Source organism: Bradyrhizobium sp. CCBAU 53415 (assembly GCF_028128735.1).
GTDB lineage: Bacteria > Pseudomonadota > Alphaproteobacteria > Rhizobiales > Xanthobacteraceae > Bradyrhizobium.
Window position 1 is genome coordinate 609,989 of record NZ_LBJF01000025.1, and the last position, 24,097, is coordinate 634,085.

The 24,097-nt window shown below is 64.7% G+C and carries 22 protein-coding genes; 15 read left to right on the top strand and 7 right to left on the bottom strand.

The features are described from left to right. Nucleotides 1-142 precede the first annotated feature (142 nt). Together pncB and XH87_RS23945 are read right to left on the bottom strand one after the other, a co-directional pair. Nucleotides 143-1,447, bottom strand: coding sequence for a nicotinate phosphoribosyltransferase (pncB, locus tag XH87_RS23940; protein WP_271589132.1), 1,305 nt, complete (start codon nt 1,445-1,447; stop codon nt 143-145). Nucleotides 1,448-1,528: 81 nt separating this feature from the next. Then, nucleotides 1,529-2,455: a LysR family transcriptional regulator gene (locus XH87_RS23945; protein ID WP_271589133.1), complete on the bottom strand. Its 927-nt coding sequence runs from the start codon at nt 2,453-2,455 to the stop codon at nt 1,529-1,531. 96 nt (nt 2,456-2,551) lie between these two features. Between XH87_RS23945 and pcaH the strand changes: the two genes are divergently transcribed. Further along, complete coding sequence (gene pcaH / locus XH87_RS23950; protein WP_271589134.1) at nt 2,552-3,340, top strand: protocatechuate 3,4-dioxygenase subunit beta; 789 nt, start codon at nt 2,552-2,554, stop codon at nt 3,338-3,340. Nucleotides 3,341-3,343: 3 nt separating this feature from the next. After that, nucleotides 3,344-3,970 (top strand): protocatechuate 3,4-dioxygenase subunit alpha, encoded by a 627-nt coding sequence (gene pcaG / locus XH87_RS23955; protein ID WP_158667693.1) that lies wholly within the window; start codon nt 3,344-3,346, stop codon nt 3,968-3,970. A 25-nt stretch (nt 3,971-3,995) separates the two neighbouring features. Here pcaG and XH87_RS23960 read toward each other — a convergent pair whose 3' ends face one another. Next, entirely contained in the window at nt 3,996-4,604 is a 609-nt protein-coding gene (locus tag XH87_RS23960; protein WP_271589135.1) for a LabA-like NYN domain-containing protein, read from the bottom strand. A gap of 390 nt (nt 4,605-4,994) precedes the next feature. On the opposite strand from XH87_RS23960, the gene XH87_RS23965 reads away from it, so the two are divergent. Further along, complete coding sequence (locus XH87_RS23965) at nt 4,995-5,384, top strand: SPW repeat protein (protein WP_050990867.1); 390 nt, start codon at nt 4,995-4,997, stop codon at nt 5,382-5,384. Between the two features lie 33 nt (nt 5,385-5,417). On the opposite strand, the gene XH87_RS23970 is transcribed toward XH87_RS23965, so the two are convergent. After that, nucleotides 5,418-6,317, bottom strand: coding sequence for a helix-turn-helix domain-containing protein (locus tag XH87_RS23970; protein WP_271589136.1), 900 nt, complete (start codon nt 6,315-6,317; stop codon nt 5,418-5,420). Between the two features lie 50 nt (nt 6,318-6,367). On the opposite strand from XH87_RS23970, the gene pobA reads away from it, so the two are divergent. Next, a complete protein-coding gene (gene pobA, locus XH87_RS23975) occupies nt 6,368-7,540 on the top strand; it encodes a 4-hydroxybenzoate 3-monooxygenase (protein WP_271589137.1) in 1,173 nt (390 codons plus the stop codon). 48 nt (nt 7,541-7,588) lie between these two features. Here the strand turns inward: pobA and XH87_RS23980 are convergent, their stop codons facing one another. The 3 genes from XH87_RS23980 to XH87_RS23990 all read right to left on the bottom strand — a co-directional run bounded on the left by XH87_RS23980 (nt 7,589) and on the right by XH87_RS23990 (nt 11,754). Then, nucleotides 7,589-9,739, bottom strand: coding sequence for an adenylate/guanylate cyclase domain-containing protein (locus XH87_RS23980; protein ID WP_271589138.1), 2,151 nt, complete (start codon nt 9,737-9,739; stop codon nt 7,589-7,591). A 19-nt stretch (nt 9,740-9,758) separates the two neighbouring features. Then, complete coding sequence (locus XH87_RS23985; protein ID WP_035700188.1) at nt 9,759-10,427, bottom strand: hypothetical protein; 669 nt, start codon at nt 10,425-10,427, stop codon at nt 9,759-9,761. A gap of 187 nt (nt 10,428-10,614) precedes the next feature. Beyond that, nucleotides 10,615-11,754, bottom strand: a complete 1,140-nt coding sequence (locus tag XH87_RS23990) for an HD domain-containing phosphohydrolase (protein ID WP_271589139.1) — start codon at nt 11,752-11,754, stop codon at nt 10,615-10,617. Between the two features lie 270 nt (nt 11,755-12,024). Between XH87_RS23990 and XH87_RS23995 the strand changes: the two genes are divergently transcribed. The 11 genes from XH87_RS23995 to XH87_RS24045 all read left to right on the top strand — a co-directional run bounded on the left by XH87_RS23995 (nt 12,025) and on the right by XH87_RS24045 (nt 23,855). After that, on the top strand, nt 12,025-12,348 hold the full coding sequence (locus tag XH87_RS23995; protein ID WP_158667705.1) for an STAS domain-containing protein: 324 nt from the start codon (nt 12,025-12,027) through the stop codon (nt 12,346-12,348). Then, a complete protein-coding gene (locus XH87_RS24000; RefSeq protein WP_035700180.1) occupies nt 12,348-12,713 on the top strand; it encodes a response regulator in 366 nt (121 codons plus the stop codon). Before XH87_RS23995 ends, XH87_RS24000 begins: the two co-directional genes overlap by 1 nt. Further along, the gene (locus XH87_RS24005; RefSeq protein WP_271589140.1) at nt 12,710-14,791 is read left to right on the top strand and encodes a chemotaxis protein CheA; all 2,082 of its coding nucleotides are present in this window, start codon (nt 12,710-12,712) and stop codon (nt 14,789-14,791) included. Before XH87_RS24000 ends, XH87_RS24005 begins: the two co-directional genes overlap by 4 nt. Next, the gene (locus tag XH87_RS24010; protein WP_035700176.1) at nt 14,791-15,252 is read left to right on the top strand and encodes a chemotaxis protein CheW; all 462 of its coding nucleotides are present in this window, start codon (nt 14,791-14,793) and stop codon (nt 15,250-15,252) included. The genes XH87_RS24005 and XH87_RS24010 overlap by 1 nt, the downstream gene beginning before the upstream one ends. Before the next feature lie 37 nt (nt 15,253-15,289). After that, entirely contained in the window at nt 15,290-17,002 is a 1,713-nt protein-coding gene (locus tag XH87_RS24015; protein WP_271589141.1) for a methyl-accepting chemotaxis protein, read from the top strand. A gap of 64 nt (nt 17,003-17,066) precedes the next feature. Further along, nucleotides 17,067-17,555, top strand: coding sequence for a chemotaxis protein CheW (locus XH87_RS24020; protein ID WP_035700202.1), 489 nt, complete (start codon nt 17,067-17,069; stop codon nt 17,553-17,555). Between the two features lie 60 nt (nt 17,556-17,615). After that, a complete protein-coding gene (locus XH87_RS24025; protein ID WP_271589142.1) occupies nt 17,616-19,415 on the top strand; it encodes a methyl-accepting chemotaxis protein in 1,800 nt (599 codons plus the stop codon). Nucleotides 19,416-19,548: 133 nt separating this feature from the next. Further along, entirely contained in the window at nt 19,549-20,403 is an 855-nt protein-coding gene (locus XH87_RS24030; protein WP_271589143.1) for a CheR family methyltransferase, read from the top strand. A 16-nt stretch (nt 20,404-20,419) separates the two neighbouring features. Then, nucleotides 20,420-21,511 carry a protein-glutamate methylesterase/protein-glutamine glutaminase gene (locus XH87_RS24035; RefSeq protein WP_158669826.1) on the top strand — a complete coding sequence of 364 codons (1,092 nt, stop codon included), beginning with the start codon at nt 20,420-20,422 and terminating at the stop codon, nt 21,509-21,511. Nucleotides 21,512-21,516: 5 nt separating this feature from the next. Beyond that, nucleotides 21,517-23,244, top strand: a complete 1,728-nt coding sequence (locus XH87_RS24040) for a chemotaxis protein (protein ID WP_271589144.1) — start codon at nt 21,517-21,519, stop codon at nt 23,242-23,244. Between the two features lie 149 nt (nt 23,245-23,393). Then, nucleotides 23,394-23,855, top strand: a complete 462-nt coding sequence (locus tag XH87_RS24045) for a hypothetical protein (protein WP_271589145.1) — start codon at nt 23,394-23,396, stop codon at nt 23,853-23,855. The last annotated feature ends 242 nt before the right edge of the window (nt 23,856-24,097 follow it).

Consider the following 24,097-nt stretch of genomic DNA (forward strand, 5'->3'; position numbering starts at 1 on the left):
GCCACAGGGTGAAGCCGTCGTGAAGTAGCCGCCCGCAAATCGCATCAAATGCCGGCGAACCGGGACCGGCGCGGTAACGGCGAACCAATGCCGTGCATTCCGTCCTGCGCGATCTACCTGATCGAGGGAGCTTGGTCCGGTGCTATACCAGCACCGGCTGGCGCACGCGACCGGCGTCGCCGAACACGCGCAGGTACCGCTCGATCTCCGAGGGAAGGCCGGTCGCCTTCTCCGGATTGTCGGAGAGCTTGACGGCCGGATGGCCGTCGACCGACGAGACCTTGCAGACCAGCGAGATCGGATCGAGGCTGAACGAGCCGTCCGGCGTGCAGCCGACGAAGTCGTTGGTGAGGTTGGTGCCCCAGCCGAAGGAGAGCCGCACGCGCCCGGCGAAGTGATGATAGGTCTCCTCGATCGAGCCGACGTCCATCGCGTCGGAAAAGACGAGCAGCTTGTCCCTGGGGTTGCGGCCCTTCTTCTCCCACCAGGCGACGATCTCCTCGCCGGCCTGGATCGGCGGCGCGCTGTCGGGACGGAAGCCGGTCCAGTCGGCGACCCATTCCGGCGCATCGCGCAGGAAGGCCTTGGTGCCGAAGGCGTCGGGCAGCGCGATCAGGAGGTTGCCGCCATAGGTCTGGCGCCATTGGTCGAGAATGCGGTAGGGCGCCCAGCGCAATTCCTCGTCGTCCCTGGCGAGCGCGGCTGCGACCATCGGCAGCTCATGCGCGTTGGTGCCGATGGCTTCGAGATCGTTGTCCATTGCGAGCAGCACGTTGGATGTGCCGATGAAGGATGAGCCCAGGCCTTCCTTCACCGCCTCGACGCACCAGCGCTGCCAGAGGAACCCGTGACGGCGGCGGGTGCCGAAGTCGGAGAGCCGCAGGTTCTCGAGCTTCCGCAGCCGTTCGACCTTGGTCCACAGCTTGGCCTTGGCGCGGGCGTAGAGCACGTCGAGCTCGAAGCGGCCGCGGCCCTTCATTGCTGCACGCGAACGCAGCTCATTGAGAATCGCAAGCGCCGGAATCTCCCACATGGTCGTGTGGGTCCAGGGGCCGTGGAAATGCAGCTCGTACTGGCCCTCGACCTTGCGCAGCTCGTATTCGGGCAGGCGGAATTCCGCCAGCCAGCGGATGAAGTCCGCCGAGAACATATGGGTCTTGCCGTAGAAAGTATTGCCGGCCAGCCAGATCAGCTCTTTCTTGCTGAAGCGGATGGTACGGGCATGGTCGAGCTGGGCGCGCAGCTCGCCCTCGTCGATGATCTCGGCGAGCCGCACATGGCGCGAGCGGTTGATGACCGAGAAGGTCACCTGCTGACTCGGGTAGTCCTCCCGAATCATCTGCAACATCAATAGCTTGTAGAAGTCGGTATCCAGCAGGCTGCGGATGATGGGATCCAGCCGCCAGCTGTGATTATAGGTCCGGCTCGCAATGTCGGTCACTGTCATGGCAGGATTTTAGCGTGCCTCCCCCTGCGCAACCAGTGGGTCTGGCGGGAATCAGGCTCTTAGCGGCGGCGGGCCCGTCGTTCAGGCGGCGGCCGTCGCCGCAACGGTCTCGAGCTCGGTCCTGATCCAGCGATGGGCAGGGTCCTTCTGATAGCGCTGGTGCCAGACCATGAACATCGGCAGCTCGGCCAGCGTTCGCGTGCGGGAGGCCAATGGAATTCGCGCATGCGCGAAATCGCGCATCACACCGGATGCGAGCAGGCTCGGCATGCTCGCAAGCATCTGCGAGCCGCGCAGGAAGGATGGCACGCCGGAGAAGCTCGGCACGGAGATCGCGATGTCGCGGTGAAGCCCGTTTGCCGCGAGCCGCCGGTCGAAGTCCAGCCGCTCGTTGTCGGTGTAGACCACGGTGATGTGACGCGCCGCGAGATAGGCGTTGCGGCTGGTCGGCGCAGCACGCGCCTTTGCGTCGTAGTAGCAGACGTAGTGATCCCTCAGCAGCCGCTTCTGCACGATGTCGACGCCGGATGGCGGTAGCGGCGTGATCAGGAGATCGCAGCGGTTTTCGCGCAGCATCGCGGGCGAAGGCGACTGTGAGGGGATCACGCGCAGGTTCAGGCTCTTCACCTGCTCGGCGACATGGTTGAAGAAGCGCGGCAGCAGCAGGTCGCGCTGGAAGTCATTGGCGGCCACCGTCAGCGAGAGCTGGGCCTGCGCCGGCGCGAAGGTGACGCCGCCGGCAAAGCTGCGCATCTCGTCGATCAGCGCGCGCGCCTTCGTCGCGAGGGCCTGGGCGTGCGCCGTGGCGACGATGCCGCGGCCGGATTTGGCGAACAGGGGATCGCCGGCGATCCGCCGCAGCTTGTTCAGTCCGTGGCTGACCGCCGATTGCGTCAGGCCGAGCCGTGTTGCCGCAGCTGTGACCGATCCCTCCTCCAGCACGGCGAGGAACAGTTCGAGCGCGTGGCCGTCGAGCGCCAAATGATCGATTTCCTTGATGGAATTCATTATAATTGATCTATTTATCTTGAGAATAGACCGTCCCATGATCTCCCGACAAGCCGTGCGCCCGGACCCGGGCGCCCACAGGGAGAGACAACGCCGATGAATGTCCAGGCGCCAGCCTTGCGGGATCCCCGCCTCAATCGTCCCGAGCCCTTCACGCCGCCGCTCGGCGATGGCGGCTTCTTCCAGCGCGACCGCTCCATTCATCCGCCGGCGCATGCGCCGGGGTACAAATCCTCGGTGCTGCGCTCGCCGCGCCAAGCGCTGTTGTCGCTGGAGAACTCGGTCTCGGAGATCACGGGGCCGGTGTTCGGGCACAATGATCTCGGCCCGCTCGACAACGACCTGATCCGCAACTACGCCAAGGACGGCGATCCCGTCGGCGAGCGCATCATCATCCACGGCCGCGTGCTGGACGAGACCGGCCGGGGCGTTCCGAACACGCTCGTCGAGTTTTGGCAGGCCAATGCCGGCGGCCGCTACCGGCACAAGAAGGACACGTATCTGGCGCCGATCGACCCGCATTTCGGTGGCTGCGGCCGCGCGCTGACCGACGAGACCGGTTACTACTATTTCCGCACCGTGAAGCCGGGGCCTTATCCCTGGCGCAACTACGTCAACAGCTGGCGCCCGGCCCACATCCACTTCTCGGTGTTCGGCTCGGGCTTCGCGCAGCGGCTGATCACGCAGATGTATTTCGAGGGCGATCCCTTGATCCCGGTCTGCCCGATCCTGACGACGATCCCGGACAAGGACGCGCTCGACCGCCTCGTGGCGCCGCTCGACCTCAACGCCTCCACGCCGTTCGATTCGCTCGCCTACCGCTTCGACATCGTCCTGCGCGGCCAGCGCTCCACCTATTTCGAAAATCGTACCGAGGGGAACTGAGCCATGCCGCAGCCGCTCAACTATCTCAAGGAAACCGCCTCGCAGACGGCCGGGCCCTACGTCCATATCGGCTTGATCCCGGCGATGGCCGGCTTCGACATTTTCGAGAAGAACTTCTCCAACGTGCTGGTGACGCCGAACACTGCAGGTGAACGCATCACGCTGGAAGGCAAGGTGCTCGACGGCACCGGCACGCCGCTGCGCGACGTGCTGCTGGAGATCTGGCAGGCCAATGCGAGCGGTCGCTACAACCATCCGGCCGATCGCTCGGCAGGCGCGCTGGAGCCGGAGTTTCGCGGCTGGGGCCGGGCCGGTTCCGACTTCGACAGCGGCCTCGTCACCTTCGAGACCATCAAGCCGGGCGCGATCACCGACAAGGCGGGCCGCAAATGCGCGCCGCACATCAACGTCTGGGTCGTCGCGCGCGGCATCAATATCGGCCTCAACACGCGGCTCTACTTCTCGGACGAAGAGGCGGCCAATGCCGCCGACCCCGTGCTCAACCTGATCGAGCAGCCGACCCGTCGCTCGACGCTGATCGCGAAGCGCAGCGAGCGTGCCGGCAAGGTCGTGTATTCCTTCACGATCAATTTGCAGGGTCCGGACGAGACGGTATTCTTCGACGTGTGAAGATCCGGCGATCGTCCCGCAGGGGTCACTCGACCCGGTCGTCGCGTTTGATCGTTCCGCGCGCGAGGAATTGCGGTGGCTGCCGCACCTCGCGCGATGCCGGCAGGTCGACCGGATTGCGCCCCACTCTTGGCTTCAGTTCAGCCAAATCGATGAAGACGTCCGCCTGCCGGCGCAGGTCGTCGGCGATCATGGGCGGCTGGGTGGACAGTGTGGAGAGGACCGTCACGCGGACACCGCGGCGTTGCAGGGATTCTACCAGCGACCGAAAATTCCCATCGCCCGAAAACAACACGATCTGATCGACGTGTTCGGCGAGTTCCATCGCACTCACGGCGAGGTCGACATCCATGCTGCCCCTCACCTTGCGGCGGCCGGTGCTGGCGTCGACGAACTCCTTGGTGAGCTTGGTGACGACGGTGTATCCGTTATAGTCGAGCCAATCGATCAGCGGGCGGATTGACGAAAACTCCTGATCCTCGACGGTCGTGTAGTAAAGGGCGCGCAGCAGCGTACCCCGGCTTTGAAACTCGCTGAGCAACCGCCTGTAATCGATGTCGAAGCCGAGCGCCTTGGAGGTGGCATAGAGATTGGAACCATCGATCAAGAGTGCGATCTTCCCAAACGAAGACATTATGCACAAATCCCCAGTTCGACACGAAAGCCGACGATCCGGCCGAAAATACTGAAGGCGCCGACGGGCCTGCTGAAAAAGCGGCGCAGACGACCGGACAGGAGTGGCCGCCTTGCGCCGAGGTTAGGGAGGTTCCATGCCACCAGCGCCAGAGCGCCGAATGCAGTAACGCTAAGGCGCGCGCATTCGGCGCTCAATTGTACGGAGGTAAGGGGCCTCTATCCAAAGGATAGCACCCCGTATACGAAGGTAAGTGCCGCGAAGACGCCGGATCGAGGAGACCGGCTCGCACTACAGCTTGCGACCAAGGTCTAGCATACGAAGCGCGTTGATCGGGAACCAAAGCGCTTGCAAATGCTTTCTCCGACATAGCCCGCGGAGTGGTGTGTCATGAGCAGGTTGCAAGAGCGCGAAACTGTCCCTGACGTCTACAATCTGTTTCTCGCCGCTGTCCTCTTCATATCCCCATGGCTGTTCAAGATGACGGTCAGCCAGGGCAAGATCGATCTCTGGGTAACGAGCGCGATCATCGGCATCCTGTCGCTGGCTGCCATCATTGCCTATCGAGATTGGGAGGAGTGGCTCAACGTTTTGATGGGCATCTGGCTCATCGTGTCGCCCTGGTTGCTTGGCTTTGCGCACACACGCGCGATGCACTTCGGCATCGGTTTCGGTGTCGTCATCGTGCTTCTGGCGCTGCTCGATCTGTTCCTTCACTATGAAAGGAGGCATCCCGAGGAAGGGCCGATCCATGCCAGGCAGGAAAGCGCGCGCGAGTAGAATGCGACGCTTGGCGGTTCGGCATCCGGAGCCTCAGCCTTCGTCACCATGGAGCTGCGCGCGAAACGCGCGCGGCGACAATCCCGTGGCGGCGGCATAGACGCGGCTGAAATAGGCGGGGTCCTCGAAGCCCAGCGCATAGGCGATCGTCGAGACCGGCAGGTTGGTGTAGACGAGGTTGCGCCGTGCCTCGCGGACCAGCCGGTTGAGGATCAGGTGCGAAGCAGTGTCGCCGGTCGCTGCCCGCGTGATCCGGTTGAGATGGGTCGGCGTGATCGATAGCGCGCCTGCGTAGTCCGCAACGCTCCAGCGCTCGAGATGGTGCTGTTCGAGCAGCGCCTCGAAGCGGCGGAATAGTCCGCTTTCCGCCGTGCCGCTGCCGCCGCTCTCGCCGGTGAGCGCGCGGGCCACGAGCCCGACCATGGCCGACGACAAGGCGCGGAGCACATGAGCACGGCCGAAATCGCGGGCGGCGTGTTCGGCGAAGATCTGCTTCATCGTGGCGCGGATCTGCGGCGTGCCGCGCACCACGGCCGATCGCGACAGCGCACCGCGCAGGCCCTCGGCGGCGAGCAGCGTCTCGTCCAGAATCTCCGCCGCGATGGTCAGCACCCATCCCTGGGTATCCGGCACGAAGCGGAAGCCATGGACATGGCCCACAGGCACGTTGACGATCTGCATCGGCCTCAAGGGCACCATGCGTCCATCGAGCGTTGCCTCGCCGCCGCCGCGCTCGATCAGCAGCACCTGGTGCAGCCGGGCATGGCGGTGCACCGCCAGGGTCCAGTCATGCAGCACCGAGCGGGACGCAATCGTCTCGCAATGCACGACGTCGGGCAGGTCGCCGGACTCGCCGAACAGATTGTAGACCCGGATCGCCGGGGCTGTGCTTCGCATGTTCGAATAGTACAAGACAAAGGCAAAACCCTCCATCGGTTTGCGGCGTTGGACCTGCAAAAAAGTGCCGACGGGAGGACGCAAAAATGAAAGTTCAGGTCTGTATCATCGGCGGCGGGCCGTCCGGGCTGTTGCTGTCCCAGCTTCTGCACCTGAAGGGCATCGACACCATCGTGCTGGAGAAATACAGCCGCGATCACGTGCTCGCCCGCATCCGCGCCGGCGTGCTCGAGCACGGCTTTGCGAAGCTGATGCGCGAGGCCCAGTGCGGCGAGCGGATGGACCGCGAGGGCGAGATCCACCGCGGGTTCGAGATCGCCCATGACGGCGTGCTCTCCAAGATCGACCTGCACAAGCATTCCGGCGGCAATTCGGTGCTGGTCTATGGCCAGACCGAGCTGACGCGCGACCTCTACGAGGCGCGCGACCGGCTCGGCGGCAAGGTCGTGCACAACGCGGAGGACGTGACGCCACATGATTTGACGTCGGACCATCCCCACGTGACCTATCGCTCGAACGGCGAGACGATCCGCGTCGATTGCGACTACATCGTCGGCGCCGACGGTTTTCACGGTGTCAGCCGCAAGTCGATCCCGCAGGACGTGCTGCGCGAATATGAGAAGGTCTATCCGTTCGGCTGGCTGGGGGTACTGTCGCGCACGAAACCGGTGTCGCCTGAGCTGATCTACGTGAGGCACGAGCGCGGCTTTGCGCTCTGCTCCCTGCGCTCGCAGGTGCTGAGCCGCTACTACATCCAGGTGCCGTTGACCGACAAGGTGGAGGACTGGAGCGACGATGCGTTCTGGGCCGAGCTGAAGCGCCGCCTTCCGGGGGAGGTCGCCGGCCACCTGATCACGGGACCTTCGATCGAGAAAAGCATCGCGCCGTTGCGAAGCTTCGTCGCCGAGCCGATGAGCTATGGCCGGCTGTTCCTCGCCGGAGATGCAGCTCACATCGTGCCGCCGACCGGCGCGCGCGGACTGAACAGCGCCGCTTCCGACATCTACTATCTCTACCACGCGATGCTCGCGCACTATCGGAGCGGCGACGATTCCGGTCTCAAAGGCTATTCCGCCAAGGCGCTCGCGCGGATCTGGAAGGCACAACGCTTCTCCTGGTGGATGACGATGCTGCTGCATCGCTTCCCCGACCGGATCGAGTATGATGATCGGCTCCAGCAGACGGAGCTGGACTATCTGCTCTCGTCCGAGACGGCGCAGCGCCTGCTCGCGGAGAATTACGTGGGACTGCCGTTTTAACGGCAGCCGCTCTTTCACGCTTTCTTGGAGGGAGAGGGGGAGAGGACGCTACTTTCCTTCGAGTGTGTTGACCGGGGTCCAGTCCGGCGGTGGTGGATTTACGGTGAATACTCTCGCTCGCTTGGCGAACAGCGCTGACGCCGGATCGGTCTTCGCCATTTTGGCGAACGCATCAGCGGCCTTCGCAAATTCCCGTGTGCGCCAACATGCCAGCCCCTCCGCATACGCCGTGGCCACCTTCATCTGTTCGGCGCTCTCCGTGCCCTTCTCCGCCAGCGGCTCGAACACCCTGAGCGCCTCGCCGCGCCCCTGGACCCTGATCGCATCGAGCTCGCGCCAGGCGAATGTGTCGCCGGTCTGCGCCATGGTGGATTCCGATGCCATGATCGCCGTGCCGTAATATTTGTTGGCGCCCTCGAGCCGCGAGGCGACGTTCACGGTGTCGCTCATCACGGTGTAATTGAAGCGGCGCCGCGAGCCGATATTGCCGACCACGGCTTCGCCGCTGTTGAGTCCGATGCGATGCGACAGGCCGTGGCCGGCGAAGGCCGGATTGCCGGAATTGAGCTCCGCCAGCTTCTCGTGGCACTCCAGCGCGGCGCGAACCGCGTTACGCGCGTGCGTAGGATCGTCGGCCGGCGCGCCGAACATGGCGACGATGGAATCGCCGATATATTTGTCGACGTAGCCGCCATGGCTTTCGATGATGTCGGTCATGGCGGACAGATATTCGTTCATCAGCGTGACCAGCTCGACCGGCGTCATGGTCTCGGCAATGGACGAGAAGCCGCTGAGGTCGGAGAAGAGCATGGTGACGTTGCGCATCTCGCCGCCGAGTGCCGGCATCTTGCCGGACGCCATCATGGTGTCGATGACCTCAGGCGCGAGATAGTAGGCGAAGCTCTTGCGCAGGAAGCGCTCGTCGCGATCGGCCAGCACGAATCGATAGCCGATCATCATTGCCAGCGCTGCGAGGCTTGCCAGGGCGGGTTCAGCCACAGGCAGCGCCAGCGCATGTGCGAACGCACCGACGGCGAAGGCTGCGTAGACGGCGATGACGGCGATCCAGGCGGTCACCGCGCCGACAGGTGCGAGCATGCAGGCCGCGCAGGCGATGATCGCTGCGATCGCAATCGTGAGAGCGGTCCGCGCGGCGAAGCCGAGCTCGGTCACCGCGTCCTGCTCGATCAGGTTTCGGATCGCTGTGGCATGCACGAACACACCCGCGATGTCGCTACGGGCCTTCTGAACGGTGCTGGCGGGGGCGGGCAGGGCGCATCGTGGCGCGGGCGAGCCGTCATGGCCGCCGGACAATCGCATCGAGGTCAGCTTGCGGTCCTCGAAACTGAGGATGGTGCCGAGCAATACGACCTTGCCGTCGAAGCTGCGGCGGAAGAAATCGCGGTCGCCCTTCTCGGCGCAGGCGCGCAGGTCGGCGAAGGAATAGGCCGGGACGTCGCGGCCCTGGCCGCGAAAATTGAGCGTCAGCGTATTGGGCACCGCGCTCGGAATCGTGTAGCCGGACAACTCCATCGCGCCGGATGGCCCGATCTCGGGCTTGGCGCCGAGAGCTCGCGCGGCGAGTTCGACGGCCATCGCGGGCACCGGCTTGTCGTCGATGGAGAAGGTGAGCGGCATCCGCCGGATGACGTCGTCCGCGTCGGTGTGGACGTTGAGCGCGCGGACGTTGTTTCGCACCGCCAGTTGCTGCGCACGGTAGGGTGGTTCTGGATGGGCGTTGCTCAGGATCTCGCCGAGCACCAGCTTGCCGGCGTCGGAGATCTGCCGCAGGGCTATCAGATAGTCCCGGTCAAATCCCCGCATGCGGGCGCCGACCGGCGCGTCGCCGAACGGAATCTCCGACTGCTCGATCGAGTTCTTGAAGATGACGTCGAAGCCGATCACCTTGGCCCCGCCCTCGGCGATGCTCCCGAGCACCCGGCCGATCTCGCGCGTCCAGGTCTGCGTCGGCGATCCCTTGAAGGGAGGGGTGTCGTAGGTCTCCCCGTCGATCGCCACCACGACGACCGGCGACGTGGCGGGATCACGGCGATCGCCGATGATCTTGCCGCGCAGCGCCGTGAGGATGTCGAGGGAGAGACCTTGCAGCGTCTGAAGCGGCGGTGACGTGAAGACCGCGCCCGCAAGGAGCGCAATCAGGATTGCCGCAACGATGTCCCGCCTGCCGATCCGCCGCATCGCACCTTCGCGGAGTCGCCTATTCGAGCCGCAGCAGGCGGCCGACGATCGGCGTCGGCGATGACGTGGCGCTGGCGTCGATCTGGAAGGCGTAGCGCTTGGCGCCGAGAATGGCGAGGTAGCTGCCGCCCGGAGTCAGCGACTTCCCGGCCTTGGCGAAGTCATAGAACTTGCCGCCGACCATGGTTTCGTTCCTGAGCGGCACGGTGATCGTGGGCTCCTTGCCGTCGGTGCGTTCGATGATCAGCGTGCTCCCGCTCCTGGCCTGCACCAGTGGTGCGACACCGTAGAGCGTCGGCAGCTTGGACGGGGCGCTCTTGGCGTCCGACCGCACGTTACGGAAGGTCGTTGCGGCACTCTGGTTCGCCTGGCGCTCCGACAGTTTTGCCGCATTGGTGTCGCAGGGCACCTTCTCCCGCTTGACCTCGCCCAACTGCACGGTGCTCTGCTCGGTGCCGACCAGAACGACGCCCTCGCTGATCGTCTCGCGCTCACACGATTTGAGGTAGCTGAGCGTGATGCCGGCCTTGGGTCCGAGCTTGATGATCTTGCCCGGCGCCACATAGTCCATGAACGCGATGCCGTCGACCTTGCCTTGAACGTCCTCGACGATCGCGGCAGGAGTCTGCGCCAAAGCGGGGGCAGCAAGGCAGAACGCGCCGACGAAGGCGCCGATCAGGCTTTTCATGGGAATTCTCATCCAATTCGACGATGCTCTACCGGCCCGTCCCGGTTCGATGCTTACAGCAGGGTGCCCCAAGCAAGTGTGACCAAAATCACTCTTAGTTGTTGGTGCCACTTTAACAGGAACAGGTTCAAACCGGCGACCAGAGAAAAAAATGGAGCCGCGGCAAGGTGTTGACCGGTTGATCAGGTCAGGTGGCCGGGACTGCCTTGGCGGAATGGTCCTCGACCGGACGGCTCTCCGCTGTATCCTCAACAACGGGAGCCAGAGGGGCCTCGGTCCTGTGAAAAGGAGACGCCCGCTGGCCGGCGGCGATCTCGACCACCTCGTCCCAGCGCGACAGGAAGGCCTCGACGCAGGCCGGATCGAACTGCCGCCCCGCGTTCTCGGCGAGGTAGCTGCGCGCCGCCTCGAGCGGCATCGGCTCCTTGTACGGCCGCCGCGTCGTCAGGGCGTCGAAGACGTCGGCGACTGCGACCACGCGTGCGGCGACCGGGATTTCATCCGCCTCGAGGCCGTTCGGATACCCCGCACCGTCCCAGCGCTCGTGATGGCCTGCGGCAATTTGCGCACCGAGCCGGATCAGCTCGCAGCTGGAATCGGCCAGGATCCGCTCGCCGATCGTCGCATGCGTCCGGATCACCGCCATCTCCTCGTCGGTGAGCCTGCCCGGCTTGAGCAGGATATTGTCGGGAATGGCGACCTTGCCAACGTCGTGCAGGGGAGCGGCCAGATAGATGTCGCGGCAGAGCCGGGCCGGCAAGCCGAGCTGCTCGGCGATGATGCGGCTGTACCTGGCGACTCGCAGCGTGTGCTCGCCGGTGTCGTTGTCGCGGTATTCGACCGCGAGCGCGAGCCGCAGGATGATCTCCTCCTCGCGCTCACCGAGCTTTTGTGTTGCCGCTGCGACTTCGCTGGCGAGATGTGCGGCGCGGTCATTGAGCTTGCGCACGGCTGCACCAAGCTGAATTAAATTCCGCAGGCGCACCGTCATCTCGAGGCTTTGTGGCTGCTTCGGTAGAAAGTCCGTTGCACCGGCCTGCAGCGCCGCCATCTTGACGTCATCGGTCTGACGCGAGGTGATCATTGCGATCGGAATGTCGGTGCAGCCAGGAAGCCTGCGGAAGGTGCGGATGAAGCTGATGCCGTCCATATGCGGCATCTCGTAGTCGACCAGCACCAGATCGAACACGCGCTCCTGGGCGCAAACCAGCGCCGCCACGGGATCGAGGAAGGTCGTGGCCTCGACCAGTCCTTCCGCCTCGATGTGACGTTTCAGGAAGTTGAGGACGGAGCGGCTGTCATCAACCAGGAGCGCTTGGGTCAGCATCGGTGGCCGGGGCTCTCTTCTCGTTGGCAATGACAAGAGCAGCAGCCATAGCCCAAGCAAATTTAACGCGAAGCAAATGCGCCGGTGGGCCCCGCCACGGCGCGGATGTGCACGCATCGCATGAGATTTCGGCAGGCTGTACACGCTTGCACCAAGCTGCGCGAATTCCATGGGAATGTGACCCGTAGTTGTACGGATGCCCGCGTTAGGAGTTTGCTCACTCGATTCGCGTCAAACGAGTACCGGAATTCAGCAGAGGCGGGTGCAGCGATGGCGCTCAATCCCACGGAGCCGAAGTGGTCGTTGCGGTTGCCCGCCGATTGCAGCATTGCGGCCATTCGCAACGTCTATGAGCTCATTCGCGAGGCGTTCGGCCGCCAGGAGCGGCTCGAGATCGACTGTTCGAGCGTCGACAAGGCCGACGTGACCTCGATCCAGCTCTTGCTATCGACGGCCAAGACGGGCGAGGCCCAGGGCCGCCCGGTGGTCCTGACTTCCTTCTCGCAGTCTCTTCGCAACACCCTTTGCCGCGCCGGCTTCGCGAGCGAGGCGCTGATCGATCAGCATTTCCCGCAAAAGAAAGATGGCACCTGATGGCCACGATTCTGACCGTCGATGATTCCCCCAGCATTCGGCAAATGATCAAGGTCGTGCTCGAGCCGGCCGGTCACAGCGTGATCGAGGCCGGCGACGGCGCGCAAGGGCTGGCGAAGGCGCAAGCCGGCAAGCTCGACCTCGTCATCACCGACCTCAACATGCCTGTCATGAACGGGCTCGAGCTGATTCGCGCACTGCGCAAGCTGCCGAGCGCGGTGGGCATGCCCATCGTGTTCCTGACGACCGAATCCAGCGACACGGTGAAGCAGGAAGCCAAGAGCGCCGGCGCCACCGGCTGGATCACCAAACCTTTCAAGCCCGAACAGTTGCTCGCCGTGGTCGGCAAGCTGGTGCGCACATGAGCGCAATGGACCCGACCGAGGTCTTTCGTCAGGAAGCCAGCGAACTCTTCGAAGTTCTTGAAGGGGCCTTGCTCGATCTCGGCCAGCGGCCCGACGATCGCGAACTGGTCGATTCCGCCTTCCGCGCCCTGCATACGATCAAGGGCTCGGGCGCCATGTTCGGCTTCGACAAGGTCGCCTCCTTCACCCACGAATTCGAGACCGCCTTCGACCGCGTCCGCAAGGGCGAGATCAAGCCGACGCAGGAGCTGATCTCGGTCGCGCTCGCCGCCAAGGACTACATCCGCGCGTTGATCGAGGATCCGCAGTCGACCGACGACATTATCGGCGAAGCCATCCTCGACGACCTCAAGCGCTTCGTCTCGGCCGACATGCCCGCCGCTCCTGTCGTCGAGATCGCCGAGGCGTCCCCGCCCACTCCGGCTGAGAGCAGGCGGGCCGGCTGGCATCTGTATCTGGAGTTCGAATCGCAAATCCTGCGCAACGGCTCGAATCCGCTCGACCTGTTGGAAGACCTCTGCAAGCTCGGTCCTTGCTTCGTCGTGCCCGTCACCGACGGCGTCCCGTTCCTCGACGAGATGGAGCCGGAAGACTGCTATCTGAAGTGGGACGTCAAGCTGCACGCGGCCTGCGACAAGGATGCGATCGACGACGTCTTCATGTTCGTCCAGGATGAGATGAAGCTGACGCTCTCGCCTTTGGAACATGTCGAAGCGCCCGCGCCGGCACCCCTGCTCCAGTTGCTCGACGAAGAGCCTGTCATCGCCGAGGTGGCTGCGCCGGTAGTGGAGGCTGCCGCCGGGCAGCCCGTCGCCAGGGCGGAGCCCCAATCTGACGCGAAGCCGGAGATCAAGCGCGAGGCGGCAGCCGCGCGCCGCGAGGAGGCCAAGCAAGAGCGTGGCATCGCCACCGTTCGCGTCCAGGCCGAGCGCCTCGACGAGCTGATGGACCGCGTCGGCGAGCTCGTCATCGCCCAGGCGCGGCTGACCCAGCTCGCCGCCTCCGGCTCCGACCTCTCGATCAAGATGATCGCCGAGGAGATCGAGCGCCTTGCCTCTTCCTTGCGCGACACCACGATGGGTGCACGCATGGTGCCGATCGGCTCCTTGTTCGGTCGCTTCCGCCGCCTCGTGCACGATCTGTCGCGGGACCTGTCCAAGCCGGTCGAATTCGTCACCTCGGGCGAGGATACCGAGCTCGACAAGACCATGATCGAGTGTCTGGCTGATCCGCTGGTGCACCTGATCCGCAATGCCATCGACCACGGCATCGAAGACACTGCCACGCGCGCGGCCAATGGCAAGACGGAGCAGGGCCGTATCGAGCTCGCCGCCGTGCATTCCGGCGCGCAGGTGCTCGTCACGGTGAAGGACAATGGCGGCGGCCTCAATACCGCGCGCATCCGCGCGAAGGCTGAAGAGCAGGGGCTGATCGTGGCCGGCGCCGTGCTGACCGATCACGAGATCCACCAGTTTCTGTTTCACCCGGGCTTCTCGACCGCGCAGACGATCTCGGCGCTGTCGGGACGCGGCGTCGGCATGGACGTGGTCAAGCGCACCATCGAGAACATGCGCGGCTCGATCGATTTGTCGACCAGGCCGGGCCAGGCCACCATCGTGACGCTGCGCCTGCCGCTCACGCTCGCGATCATCGAGGGCCTGCTGATCCGCGTCGGCGAAGGCCGTTACATCATTCCGTTGCCGGCGGTGGAGGAATGCGTCGAGCTGACGGCCGAGGACGAGCGTTCGCGCGGTCGCAACTTCCTCAACGTGCGCGGCAATCTCGTGCCCTTCCTGCGCCTGCGCGAGCTCATGGCCGCGTCCGGCGCGCCCGACCGGCATCAGAAGACGATCATCATCTCGACCGGAGAGACCCGCGTCGGCCTCGTCGCCGACCAGATCATCGGCAACCACCAGACCGTGATCAAGTCGCTCTCCAAGCTGCACTCCGACGTCACCATCTTCTCCGGCGCGACGATCCTAGGTGACGGCACGGCGGCGCTGATCCTCGACGTCGCGCAGTTGGTCTCGCTGGCGCAGTCGAAGGTCGAGAAGCAGCATATCAGCGAGGCGGCGTGATGAACCAGGATTTGGCGGGCGAGCATCAGTCCGGCGCGATGCAGGTCGTGATGATCGGCCTCGGCGAGGAGAAATTCGCACTCGACGCCGGTCTCGTGCGCGAGATCATAGATCCCGTCCCTGAGACCAAGGTGGCGGGCGCGCGCGCTTTCGTTCCCAGCGTGATCAACGTGCGCGGTAACGTCATTCCGCTCGCCGATCTGCGCATTCGCTTCGGCATGCCGCAGCTCGACAACTCGGCCGACACGCGCATCGTGGTCATCGAGCTCGAGCTCGACGGCGAGCCGGTTCTGGTCGGCGTCACCGCCGACAAGGTGTACGAGGTCACGGAGATCTCGCAGACCGACGTGCAGCAGACGCCGCGCGTCGGCATGCACTGGAAGCCGGAATTCATCCGCTTCATCGCCAAGTGGCGCGAAGAGTTCGTCATCGTTCCGAACATGGAACGCATTCTGAATTGAAGTGAGGTCTCGGGCGAGACCTGGGTAGGGGCTGGAAATGAGATTTACCGTCAAGGCAAAGCTTGCCAGTGCGTTCGGCTTGATCATCGTCCTGTCCGGTGTTGCGGGCGGCGTGGCCTACATGAAGCTCGGCGACATGATGGCGACCGCCGACAGCATGGTCCTGCGCGCAAACCGGATGGAGAAGGCGACGCAGATCGAAAAAGACATCCTGCTGCAGCTTCGTGCCGAGAAGAATTCCATTCTCGGCACGGAGGCTCAGGTTGAACAGTTTGCCGCCGATGCGGCCAGGCTTCGCGAGGAGGCGACGAAGACCAGGGACGAGGTCTATGCGTTGGCGAGCGAGGCGGGCAGGAAGTTGCTCGACAGCTTTGCGACGTCTTACGCCAAGATGAACGCTTACCAGGAAGAGACGATCAGGTTGGCGAAGACGGACAAGCCGAAGGCCACGGAGCGCTCGATGGGCGACGGCCGCAAGGTCGTCGCAGACGCGATGGAAGCCATGGGCGTCTATGTCGTCAACACGAAGAAGCAGATGGCCGAGCAGGCTGTCCAATCCAAGGCAGAGGGGCACCAGGCCCAACTCCTGCTGACGATGTTGATCGGCATCTCGCTGGCGGTCGCGATCGGGGCTGCGCTCTGGATTTCCATCTCGATCAGCCGCTCGCTCGGAAGGGCTGTCGGCCTTGCGGGCGCCGTCGCGGAGGGTGATCTCAGCCGGACCATTCCCTCGGCGAGCAACGACGAGATCGGAGATCTCATCAGGTCGCTGAACGCGATGGTCGAAAAGCTCCGGCAGATCGTTGCCGAGGCGATCACGGCGGCGCAGAACGTCTCCGCCGGCAGCCAGGAGCTCTCGGCCAGCGCCGAGCAGCTCTCGCAAGGCGCGACCGAGCAGGCTTCGTCTGCCGAGGAAGCCTCCTCCTCGATGGAGGAGATGGCCTCCAACGTGAAGCAGAACGCCGACAACGCCAGCCAGACCGAAAAGATCGCGGGGCAGTCCGCCAAGGATGCCGAAGCCAGCGGTGTCGCCGTCGGTCGTGCCGTCGAAGCGATGCAGACCATCGCCGAGAAGATCACGATCGTGCAGGAGATCGCGCGCCAGACCGATCTGCTCGCGCTCAACGCGGCGGTCGAAGCCGCGCGCGCCGGCGAGCACGGCAAGGGCTTTGCGGTGGTCGCCTCCGAGGTGCGCAAGCTCGCCGAGCGCAGCCAGGCGGCCGCAGCAGATATCGGCACGCTCTCGACCGAGAGCGTCAAGGTCGCGCAAGAGGCGGGCCAAATGCTGTCCAAGCTCGTGCCCGACATCAAGAAGACCGCGGAGCTGGTGCAGGAGATCACTGCGGCCTGCCGCGAGCAGGACGTCGGCTCGGCCCAGATCAACCAGGCGATCCAGCAGCTCGACAAGGTCGGCCAGCAGAACGCCAGCGCATCCGAGCAGGTGTCCTCGACCTCGGAGGAGCTCGCCTCGCAGGCCGAACAGCTTCAATCCACCATCTCGTTCTTCCGCATCGAGCACGCAACGCGCAAGGAGAATGCCGCAGCTGAGCCGATCGACCGCGCCGTCGGTCAGCTCCGGGCCAAGGCTGCGCATATGAAGGCTGCGCACATGGCCGCCGTGGATCGCGATACGAAGAAGCCGGTCCCCGTTCGCAAACCGGCGCGCGCGATGAAAGTCGCCGCTGGCGGCGGCTTCGCCTTCGACATGAACGACGGCGAAGACGACCGCGACGCCGAGTTCCAGCGCTGATCAGCCGGTCCGGCCTCATGCCGGACCGCATTCATTCGCCAACCTCCGGATCCTTGGACGCATCATGGCCGCAACCTCGCAATATCTGACGCTCGGGCTCGCCGGCGAGACGTTCGGCATCAGCATCCGCAATGTCCGTGAGATCCTCGACATGCGGCCGATCTCCCGGCTTCCGCACGCCCCGAACTTCCTGCTCGGCATGATCGACGTGCGCGGCAGCGGCTATCCGATCGTCGACCTCCGGACCAAGCTCGCTCTGCCGAGCGTGCCGGCCACCGAAGCCACCCGCATCATCATCCTCGACGTGCCGATGAAGGGCCGCCTGGTCGGCGTCGGCTTCGTTGCCGACTGCGTGTTCGAGGTCACCGACATCGACGAGCAGGCGATCGAGCCGGTGCCGGAGGTCGGCGGGAAATGGCAATCCGACTATGCCGCCGGCATCGGCCGCAAGGGCGAGAAGTTCGTCGTGATCTTCGATCTCGCCAAGCTGATGGCCAACGACGAGGTTCCGGACGGACGCGACACGGCCACGGATGCGCCTCGCGCCGCCTGAGCCAGCAAAAGTGAAGCGTGGTGAAGCGTAAGCCCCCCAATTCGAACCAACGAGACTGACATGAGATTCACCGTCAAAGCCAAGCTTGCCACCGCCTTCGGCGTCGTCATCCTGCTGTCCATGATCGCCGGCGGCGTCGCGTATCTGAAGTTGAACGGCATGGTCGCGACGGCCGAGCATCTGTCTGCCCGTGCCGGCCGGCTCGCAAAGGTTGGCGAGCTTCAGGAGGCCGTCCTGCTTCAGGTGCGGGCCGAGAAGAACGCTATCCTTGCGGTGGAAGCCGACCAGGACAAGTTCATCGGCCAGATCGCCCAACTGCGCGAACGCGCCATGAAGGTGAAGGACGAGGTCACTTCCAGCGCGAGCGAGACCGGCAGGAAAATGATCGAGACTTTTGCCGTTGCCTACGCGAACTCCAACGCGGTACAGGATCAGACGCTTGCGCTCGCCAAACAGGACAAGGCCAGGGCGACCGAGCGGTCGATGACCGAGGGCCTGAAGGCCTCCACGCCGGCGCTCACGGCGGCGAGCGACTACATCAACTTTGTGAAGAAGCAGATGGCCGAGGAGAGCGAGCAGGCCAAAGTCGACGGCAGCCGCGCCATCCTGATTCTCGCTTCCCTGATCCTCGCGTCGCTCGTCATCGCCATCGCCGCCGCGGTCTGGATGGCTCTGAACATCAGCCGTTCGCTTTCCATGGCGGTCGGCCTCGCCGATGCGGTGGCAATCGGCGATCTCAGCCAGAGGATCGATTCGTTCAGCAATGACGAAATCGGCGACCTCATCAAGTCGCTGAATGCGATGACGGTCAACCTCAACCAGACCGCGGCCGTCGCCAACGAGATCGCGCAGGGCAATCTCACGGTCGAAGCGAAGCCGCTGTCGGACAAGGATACGCTGGGCCTGGCACTCGAACGCATGGTGGAAAAGCTTCGGCAGATCGTCGCAGAAGCCCTCACTGCGGCGCAGAACGTCTCCGCCGGCAGCCAGGAACTCTCCGCCAGCGCCGAGCAGCTCTCGCAGGGCGCGACCGAGCAGGCTTCGTCTGCCGAGGAAGCCTCCTCCTCGATGGAGGAGATGGCCTCCAACGTGAAGCAGAACGCCGACAACGCCAGCCAGACCGAAAAGATCGCGGGGCAGTCCGCCAAGGATGCCGAAGCCAGCGGTGCAGCCGTGGGCCGCGCCGTCGAGGCGATGCAGACCATCGCCGAGAAGATCACGATCGTGCAGGAGATCGCGCGCCAGACCGATCTGCTCGCGCTCAACGCCGCGGTCGAAGCCGCGCGCGCCGGCGAGCATGGCAAGGGCTTTGCGGTGGTCGCCTCCGAGGTGCGCAAGCTCGCCGAGCGCAGCCAGGCGGCCGCGGCCGAGATCGGCACGCTCTCGACCGACACCGTCAAGGTGGCGCAGGAGGCCGGCGCAATGCTCGCCAAGCTCGTTCCGGACATCAAGAAGACAGCCGAGCTCGTCGAAGAGATCACTGCGGCCTGCCGCGAGCAGGACGTCGGCTCGGCCCAGATCAACCAGGCGATCCAGCAGCTCGACAAGGTCGGCCAGCAGAACGCCAGCGCATCCGAGCAGGTGTCCTCGACCTCGGAGGAGCTCGCTTCGCAGGCCGAACAGCTGCAGTCCACCATCGCGTATTTCCGCATCGACCGCGGCGCAAAGAGCCAGGCGGCTGCGCCGATCGACCGGGCGGTCAACCAGCTGCGCGCCAAGGCGGCCTCCATGGCGGCGGCCGAGCGTCCGGCCAAGAAGCCGCAGGCCAAGCCGGCGCGCGCCGCGAAGGTTGCCGGCGGCGGCTTCGCCTTCGACCTGAATGACGCTGAGGACGATCGGGACGCCGATTTCCAGCGCTAGGATTCTGACGCGTCGGCCCGCCATCGGCGGGCCGGTCCGTCTTCGGCAATTTTAGTTAAAGTGTAGGATTCAAGATGCTCCGTATGGCCCGTTATGCAATGCAGGTGGCCGTCCCGGGTCGGGGCAAACAGCCATGATGCCTGTCATGCAGGACACGGCCGTGCATCTTTCGGACCGCCACTTCCGGACCATCGCCGAATTGATCGAGAGCCAGGTCGGCATCAAGCTGCCGAAGGGCAAGCGGCTGATGCTGGAGGGGCGGCTGCACAAGCGCGTACGCGCGCTGAACTTCTGCGGCCTCAATGAATACGTCGAGAACCTGTTCGAGGCCGATCACTTCGACATCGAGCTGACCCATCTCATCGATGTGGTGACGACCAACAAGACCGACTTCTTCCGCGAGCCGCAGCACTTCACTTTCATGCGTGAAGTCGCGATTCCCGCCCTGCTCAAGGCGCATGGACGGAAAAACGCGAACCTGAAGATCTGGAGTTCGGCGAGCTCCACCGGCATGGAGGCCTACACGACCGCGATGGTGCTGGACGACATGACGCGCAGCGGCTCGCGCTTCCAGTACCGCATTCTCGGGACCGACATCTCGACCGCGGTGCTGCGCCTTGCCCGGACGGCGATCTACAGCCGCGACGTGCTCGCCCCGGTGCCGGAGCCATTCGTAAAGCGATATTTCTCGTCGTCGCGGGACAAGTCGCGCGGCGAAGTGCGGATCGTACCCGAGTTGCGGCGCATGACACACTTCATGAGGATGAACCTCATGGACAAGTCCTATCCGGTCGATCGTGACGTCGATATCATCTTCTGCCGCAACGTCCTGATCTATTTCGAGCGCGAGACCCAGCGCAAGGTGGTCGAGCAATTGTGCAGCCATCTGCGTCCGGGCGGCTATCTGCTGGTCGGGCATTCGGAATCGATGATTCACAGTGCCGTGCCCGGGCTGAAACAGGTTCAGCCAACCATCTTCCAGGTCTAGCCGGAGCGCAACCAGAATGCCGAGGGAGAAAGTTCGCGTGCTGATCGTGGACGATTCGGCGTCGGTGCGCCAAATCCTGCTGACGATTCTGAGTGAAGATCCGGAGATCGAGGTGATGGCGACCGCGTCCGATCCGTTCGTGGCGGCCAGGCGGCTCGAGAAGGAGCTGCCTGACGTCATCATCCTCGACCTCGAAATGCCGCGCATGGACGGCATGACCTTCCTGCGCAAGATCATGGCGCAACGCCCGATACCGGTGATCATCTGCTCCTCGCTGACCGAGGAGGGCTCGAACGTGATGTTCGAGGCGTTCGAGGCCGGCGCAGTCGACATCGTGCCGAAGCCGAAGATCGACACGCGGCAGGCGCTGCTCGAATGCTCCACGCGGCTGCGTGAGGCCGTGAAGTCGGCCGCCCGTGCCCGGGTGCGCCCGCGTGCGGAGCGTCGCGCGATCGAGAAGAAGCTGACCGCCGATGCCATCATCCCGCCGCCGGTGCAGGGCAAGGTCCGGCCGACCACGGAACGCATCGTGTGCATCGGCGCCTCGACGGGCGGCACCGAGGCGCTCAATGACGTCCTCGAGGTGCTGCCACCGCACTGTCCTCCGCTTCTCATCGTCCAGCACATGCCGGCGGGCTTTACCGCAGCCTTTGCCAGGCGTCTCGACGGCGTCTGCCAGATCAGGGTCAAGGAGGCCGAGGACGGCGAGCCGGTGCTGCCGGGCTGCGCCTATATCGCGCCCGGCGCCCGGCACATGCTGCTCCAGCGCATCGGTCTGCGCTACCAGATCGCGATCAAGGATGGGCCGCCGGTGTCCCGGCATCGTCCGTCCGTCGATGTGTTGTTCCGCTCGGCCGCCCAGCATGCCGGCGCCAACGCGCTCGGCGTGATCATGACCGGCATGGGCGATGACGGCGCGCGCGGAATGCTGGAGATGCGCAAGCTCGGCGCCTCGACGCGGGCTCAGGACGAAGAGAGCTGCGTGGTGTTCGGCATGCCCAAGGAAGCCGTCGCCCATGGCGGCGTCGAGAAGGTCGTATCGCTGCACCAGATCCCGCGCGAGATCATGCTGTGGTATCAGGCCGGGCACGTCGCGGTAGCAGGTTGAGCGCAATGTCCGTCATTCCTGCCGACACGCTTACCGAGGCGATCGCCGCGATCGAGGACGTCTCCTCGCGTATCGAGGACGTGTTCGCGCGCGTCGGGCACGAGCTCGGACATGGGCATCTCATCTTCAAAGAGCTCAACCAGGGCCTCGCAACGCTTTCCTCGGAACTCTCGGGCGCCGAGATCGAGGGGGCGGCGACCGCGCTACAGGAGATCGCCGCGCGGCTCAGCGACCTGGCGCAGGCGCTGCCGGCCGAAAGCGCCCTGCTGGAGACGATCGGCAAGAGCACGGCGGAGGCGTCTGCCTTGCTCAAGCCGCTGTTCAAGCACATCCAGATGATCACCATCATCGCGCGCAGTGCGCGGATCGAGGCGGCCTCGCTCGACGGCGACCGCGAGGGTTTTCTCGCCTTCACCCAGGAAGCCTATGATCTCGGCAAGGCCGTGCAGGGCGCGATCGAGGGCTGCGCGCGGGATCAGCAGCGCCTGTCCGAGGCGGTCGCCACCGCATTCGGCCGGCAGAAGGAGTTCGAGAGCCGCTACCGGAATCAACTGGCGGCGGAGAGCGCCGAGCTCGGCTCCGCCTATTCCGGATTGCATGATCAACGCCGCAACAGCAGCCATCTGGCCGACCGCGCAGGTTCCAGTACCAGGAAGATCGCCGAGGCGGTCGGCAGCGCGATCGTTTCCCTGCAGGCGGGCGACAGCACGCGTCAGCGTCTCGAGCACGTCTCCCACGGCCTAGGCCTTGTGTCTGGAGCCGCCCCGAGCCTCGTTCCCGAGCCGATCGCGAGCGATGACGGCGCGCGTGCGATCTGCCAGTTGCAGGCGGCCCAGCTCAGGGATGCCCAGCGCGAGTTCGGCGGCGACATCGGCCAGATCGTCGGTGCGCTGACCGCCATCCTGCACGATGCGGGCAGCGTCGTCGGGCACGGCCGCACGTTGTTTGGCGGCGAGGATGGCGGCTCGTCCTCGTTCCTGACGCGCATCAAGCAGACGCTGGCGCACGCATCGACCCTGATCGCCACCTGCGAGGGTGCGGGCCGCTCGGTCGACGAGGCGCTTGCAATCGTCGAGGATACGCTGACGAAGTTTCGTCAGGCGATTGCCGGGCTGGCCGAGGCGACCATCGACATCACGCTGATCGGGATGAATGCCGGTCTCAAGGCGAGCCATCTCGGCAGCCGCGGCAGCGCTTTCGTCGTCATCGCCAACGAGCTCAAGGCGACCGCCGACCAGGTCTCGGTGGGGGCGGGGCGTTTGAGGCCGGTGCTCGACGGCATCGAGCGGTCGGCCGGGGAGCTGAAGGAGCTCCGCGTGCAGGGCGATCCCACGCAGCTCGCCAAGCTCGAACCGCAGATTCTCCAGGCGCTGCGCGAGGTCGCGACCGGCAATGAACGGCTCGGCAAGCTGATGAGCAGGCTCGTCGATGAAGGCGCGGAATTCGAGCGGTTGATGAATTCAGCGCAGGGCCTGATGACCACGCTCGGCGAAAGCTCCGCGGCATTGCCCGCGGTCGCGGCGCGGCTCGAGACCGCGAGCGCGGGGACGCAGAAGCCGCGGCCGCAAACGCAGGACGAAGCGATGCTCGACGAGCTGTTTGCGCGGTACACGATGGAGCGTGAGCGGGACGTCCACCGGGAATTCCTGCAAACGCTCGGGCTGGCGTCGGTCGCCGCCACGCGCCGGGTCGAGGCAGTCGCGGCTGCGGACGACGGCATAGAATTGTTCTGAAGTTGTGCCGGCGTCGCGTCCTGCGCCGGCAGAAATTTGACGAATTGACTTTGCAAGACGTTAACCGTGGCGGAATGCTCGCCGCGACGGTCATTGTTGCGCCCCACGGTTCGTTGCAAATACGCATGGAATTGACGACGGATGTCTCCATGCTGAAAGAGGGAAAATACGCGGCGTGGTTCAGAACCGCGCAAGCGCAAGGCACCGGCATCGTGCATCTGGCCCAGGGTCGGATCTCGGGCAGCGACAGCTTTTTCACCTATGGGGGCTCCTATCAGTTCGACGACGACCAGCGTTTCACGGCCGTCCTCACGACACGGCGCCATGCCGACGGGCCGCCGACCGTGTTCGGGCTCGATGAAGTCGAGGTCGAGCTCTCCGGCGTATATAGCGGTGCGATGGCGACCTGCTCGGGAACGGCCCGGGAAGCGCCTGACGTCAGGTTCGAGGCGACGCTGATCTACAGCCAGGAAGTCGCGCCGGCTGCCGACGACCGGAGCGCGGTCGTGAAGCTCAACGCCGACAAGCTGCCCAAGGGGCTCGACGGCCGTTCCCACCCGCGGCCTCCGTTCAAGGCGGGCTCGCCCAGGCAGAAGCCAAATCGACAATAATCCGCGCGGCTCCACCCGCGCTCGCGCTCGAGGCGCGATGCGATCAGGACGAATGGTCATCGCGCTTCAGGTTGTTGCTTGAGAATGATCTCCGCGCAGACGCGTTCCGCGTTTGTCGCGAGGGAAACCGCTGCGTACGCGTCCGGATCAGGCTTTGGCGCCATGATTAGCATTGCATTGACATCGTTGTCTCGAATTCAGGTCGCGGTCGCGCTGCATCAACTCCGCCTTTAGAAGCGAGA

What these genes read in the sequence shown, in the direction of transcription:
- pncB (WP_271589132.1), bottom strand. Translation starts at nt 1,447, where the DNA reads ATGACAGTGACCGACATTGCGAGCCGGACCTATAATCACAGCTGGCGG.
- XH87_RS23945 (WP_271589133.1), bottom strand. Translation starts at nt 2,455, where the DNA reads ATGAATTCCATCAAGGAAATCGATCATTTGGCGCTCGACGGCCACGCG.
- pcaH (WP_271589134.1), top strand. Translation starts at nt 2,552, where the DNA reads ATGAATGTCCAGGCGCCAGCCTTGCGGGATCCCCGCCTCAATCGTCCC.
- pcaG (WP_158667693.1), top strand. Translation starts at nt 3,344, where the DNA reads ATGCCGCAGCCGCTCAACTATCTCAAGGAAACCGCCTCGCAGACGGCC.
- XH87_RS23960 (WP_271589135.1), bottom strand. Translation starts at nt 4,604, where the DNA reads ATGTCTTCGTTTGGGAAGATCGCACTCTTGATCGATGGTTCCAATCTC.
- XH87_RS23965 (WP_050990867.1), top strand. Translation starts at nt 4,995, where the DNA reads ATGAGCAGGTTGCAAGAGCGCGAAACTGTCCCTGACGTCTACAATCTG.
- XH87_RS23970 (WP_271589136.1), bottom strand. Translation starts at nt 6,317, where the DNA reads ATGGAGGGTTTTGCCTTTGTCTTGTACTATTCGAACATGCGAAGCACA.
- pobA (WP_271589137.1), top strand. Translation starts at nt 6,368, where the DNA reads ATGAAAGTTCAGGTCTGTATCATCGGCGGCGGGCCGTCCGGGCTGTTG.
- XH87_RS23980 (WP_271589138.1), bottom strand. Translation starts at nt 9,739, where the DNA reads ATGCGGCGGATCGGCAGGCGGGACATCGTTGCGGCAATCCTGATTGCG.
- XH87_RS23985 (WP_035700188.1), bottom strand. Translation starts at nt 10,427, where the DNA reads ATGAAAAGCCTGATCGGCGCCTTCGTCGGCGCGTTCTGCCTTGCTGCC.
- XH87_RS23990 (WP_271589139.1), bottom strand. Translation starts at nt 11,754, where the DNA reads ATGCTGACCCAAGCGCTCCTGGTTGATGACAGCCGCTCCGTCCTCAAC.
- XH87_RS23995 (WP_158667705.1), top strand. Translation starts at nt 12,025, where the DNA reads ATGGCGCTCAATCCCACGGAGCCGAAGTGGTCGTTGCGGTTGCCCGCC.
- XH87_RS24000 (WP_035700180.1), top strand. Translation starts at nt 12,348, where the DNA reads ATGGCCACGATTCTGACCGTCGATGATTCCCCCAGCATTCGGCAAATG.
- XH87_RS24005 (WP_271589140.1), top strand. Translation starts at nt 12,710, where the DNA reads ATGAGCGCAATGGACCCGACCGAGGTCTTTCGTCAGGAAGCCAGCGAA.
- XH87_RS24010 (WP_035700176.1), top strand. Translation starts at nt 14,791, where the DNA reads ATGAACCAGGATTTGGCGGGCGAGCATCAGTCCGGCGCGATGCAGGTC.
- XH87_RS24015 (WP_271589141.1), top strand. Translation starts at nt 15,290, where the DNA reads ATGAGATTTACCGTCAAGGCAAAGCTTGCCAGTGCGTTCGGCTTGATC.
- XH87_RS24020 (WP_035700202.1), top strand. Translation starts at nt 17,067, where the DNA reads ATGGCCGCAACCTCGCAATATCTGACGCTCGGGCTCGCCGGCGAGACG.
- XH87_RS24025 (WP_271589142.1), top strand. Translation starts at nt 17,616, where the DNA reads ATGAGATTCACCGTCAAAGCCAAGCTTGCCACCGCCTTCGGCGTCGTC.
- XH87_RS24030 (WP_271589143.1), top strand. Translation starts at nt 19,549, where the DNA reads ATGATGCCTGTCATGCAGGACACGGCCGTGCATCTTTCGGACCGCCAC.
- XH87_RS24035 (WP_158669826.1), top strand. Translation starts at nt 20,420, where the DNA reads ATGCCGAGGGAGAAAGTTCGCGTGCTGATCGTGGACGATTCGGCGTCG.
- XH87_RS24040 (WP_271589144.1), top strand. Translation starts at nt 21,517, where the DNA reads ATGTCCGTCATTCCTGCCGACACGCTTACCGAGGCGATCGCCGCGATC.
- XH87_RS24045 (WP_271589145.1), top strand. Translation starts at nt 23,394, where the DNA reads ATGCTGAAAGAGGGAAAATACGCGGCGTGGTTCAGAACCGCGCAAGCG.